The organism is Falsiroseomonas sp. (genome assembly GCF_041690465.1).
Lineage (GTDB): Bacteria > Pseudomonadota > Alphaproteobacteria > Acetobacterales > Acetobacteraceae > Falsiroseomonas.
This window is the reverse complement of the sequence record NZ_JAWLHG010000106.1, coordinates 1-2,618: the sequence shown is the minus strand read 5'-3', so window position 1 is coordinate 2,618 and position 2,618 is coordinate 1. Positions and strand designations below refer to the sequence as shown.

Below are 2,618 nucleotides of genomic sequence, written 5' to 3'. Positions count from 1 at the left end.
CAGGAAGCGGATGAACTCGGCGGCGCGGTGGCGGAGCATGCACTGGCTGATGACCGTGCCCGCATTCACGTCGAGCGCGGCGAAGAGCGTCGTCGTGCCGTGCCGCTTGTCGTCGTGCGTCATGGTCGCGCCGCGGCCCCGCTTCATCGGCAGCCCCGGCTGGGTGCGGTCGAGGGCCTGGATCTGGCTCTTCTCGTCCACCGAGAGCGCCAGGGCGTGCTCGGGCGGGTTGATGTAGAGCCCGACGATGTCGCGGACCTTCTCGACGAACTTCGGGTCGTTGGAGAGCTTGAAGGTCTCGACCCGGTGCGGCTTCAGCCCGTGCTCGCGCCAGATGCGGTGGATGGTGGACGGCGCCAGGCCGCTCGCCTTGGCCATCGAGCGCAGCGTCCAGTGGGTCGCCGCGGGCGGCTCCTCGTGCAGCGTGCGCTCGACCAGCGCAGCGATCTGTTCGGGCAAGGCGGCGGCGAAGGCGCGACCGCGCGGGGCGTCCCGGAACAGGCCCTCGGCGCCGTCCCGCATATAGCGCGCTTGCCAGCGCCAGATGGTGGGCTTGCCCTCCCCCGTGGCCGCCCGGATTGCCATCGTGCCCGCGCCGTCGGCGGTCATCAGCACGTGTCAATGCTGAGGACGAATTCCTCAGAAGTGCTGGCTGAAAATTCCCCAGATCGGCTGGTGGCTATGTCGCGGTGATGAGTTCCGAGGTGCGTATCTTCGGCGGCCTGCCACGTCGACGTAGCGGGGGTTCGGGCTTGTGCATGTGTCGTGCTGCGGCGCTGTCCGGCAGCAGGTCGGCATGGCGGCGGAGGCGATGGCTGGCGCCTTCGATGCGGACGACGACGGCGTGGTGGAGCAGGCGATCGAGCAGCGCGGTGGCGACGACGGTGTCGCCGAACACCTCGCCCCATTCGGCAAAGCCGCGATTGGAGGTGAGGATCATGGCGCCAGGTTCGTAGCGGGCGTTGACCAGCTGAAAGAACAGGTTCCCGCCACCGGCGACGACCGGCAGGTAGCCGATCTCGTCGACGACCAGTAGCTGCGGCCGGCAGAGGAACCGGATGCGCTCGCGGAGCGTCCCCTCGCGCTCGGCCTTGGCAAGCGAGCCGATGAGCTCGGTCAGCGTGGTGAAGTAGACGCTGCGGCCTGCCTGCACGGCCTCGACGGCGAGCGCGATGGCCAGGTGCGTCTTGCCGCAGCCGGGCTGGCCGAGGAAGTGGACGACTTCGTGGCGGTCGATGAAGTCGAGGCCCGCGAGGGTGAGGATGCGGTTGCGGTCGAGCGAAGGCTGGAACGCGAAGTCGAACCCTGCGAGCGTCTTGATGCTCAGCAGCCGACCCATCTTGAGGGCCGCCTTGACGCGGCGCCCCTCGCGCAGGCCGAGCTCCTCGTCGAGCAGCTGATCGATCGCCTCGAGGGCGGAGATCTCGCCGCGCTCGAGTTGGCGCAGGAGGTGCTCCAGCACCTCGAGGGAGCGTGGCATCCTGAGGCCGACCAGATGGCGGCGGATGCGATCGAGGGTGGCGGGTGCCGTGGTCATCGTGCCCGCTCCGCGCCGGCGAGGCGGCGGCCGATCGCCTCGTAGATGGCCAGCGAACGTGGCGCCACGCCGGCGGCCGCGGCGGGTGCTGGTGGCCCGATGCCGAGGTGCCTGCGCGGGGCGTGGTGCTGTTGTGCGTCGGTGGCAGGCGGCGGTGGCCCTCGGCGATACGGCGCCGGCCGCGGCCATCGAGCACGGGATGGGTGGCAACCAGCCGGCCATCCTCGAGGATGTGCACCTCCGCGGCGGTGACCTGGACCTCGACGGGGCGGCGGCGGGTGCCGTCGGGGACGGAGTAGAGATTGCCGCCGACCGAGATCATCCCCTCGTGGGAGATGCGGCGCCCGAGGCGGAGGACGGCGTTGAACGGCCCGGCCGGCAGACCCTTGAGGGTGGGCCGCTCATCGGCGAAGTGCTCGATGACGATCCGCCCCGTGGTGCTGTGCAGGCGGCGGTTGGCCACCTGGTCGAGCCACTGGGTGAACTGGGCGTTCAGGTCGTCGAGGTTGCGGAAGCGGCCGGTGAGGAAGAAGTCCTCGCGGACGTAGCGGAACGGCCTCTCGACCTTGCCCTTGGTCTTTGCCCTGTAGGGCCGGCAGGCCTTGAGGACGAAGCCGTAGTGGGCGGCGAGGGCCAACAGCTTGTCGTTGTAGACGATGCCGCGCTCATCGACCTCGCCGAGGACAGCGGTGCGCATGCGGTCGTAGAGGATCTGCTCGGGCACGCCGCCGAGGTCGTCAAAGGCGGCGACGTGGCAGCGCAGCATGGTGGCGAGGTCCTGCCGGGCGACGAAGCGGGCCCACATCATGCGGCTGTGGCCGAGCACGAGGGAGAACAGCCAGACGATGCGCTCGGCGCCGGGCTCATCCTCGAAGCGGACCTTGAAGCAGGCGAAGTCGACCTGCGCCTGGCGGCCCGGCGGGGTCTCGAAGCGGCGCTCGAAGGCGGCGGGCTCGGCCGGCGGGCGGACGGTGGGGACTGTCGGAAATTCCGTGTTTGGGGCCGTACGATGCTGCTGAAGGAGCCATCGTATGCCGCGACGCAAACAGCCTGCGATCCCGGATGAGTTGCTGGACCAGCT

At 69.8% G+C, this 2,618-nt stretch carries 1 protein-coding gene and 2 pseudogenes; all 3 read right to left on the bottom strand.

Annotation, left to right across the window (positions count from 1 at the left end; translation table 11 throughout):
* Positions 1-615, bottom strand: a pseudogene (locus tag ACESM1_RS30355) (IS630 family transposase); the annotation flags it as partial.
* A gap of 64 nt (positions 616-679) precedes the next feature.
* Complete coding sequence (istB, locus tag ACESM1_RS30350) at positions 680-1,537, bottom strand: IS21-like element helper ATPase IstB (RefSeq protein WP_372625146.1); 858 nt, start codon at positions 1,535-1,537, stop codon at positions 680-682.
* Positions 1,534-2,516 (bottom strand): annotated as a pseudogene (istA, locus tag ACESM1_RS30345) (IS21 family transposase); the annotation flags it as partial. The pseudogene istA and the gene istB, both read right to left, overlap by 4 nt.
* Positions 2,517-2,618: the final 102 nt, after the last annotated feature.

Excerpts from the sequence above, each read along its gene's own strand:
- istB (WP_372625146.1), bottom strand. The coding sequence starts at position 1,537 with ATGACCACGGCACCCGCCACCCTCGATCGCATCCGCCGCCATCTGGTC.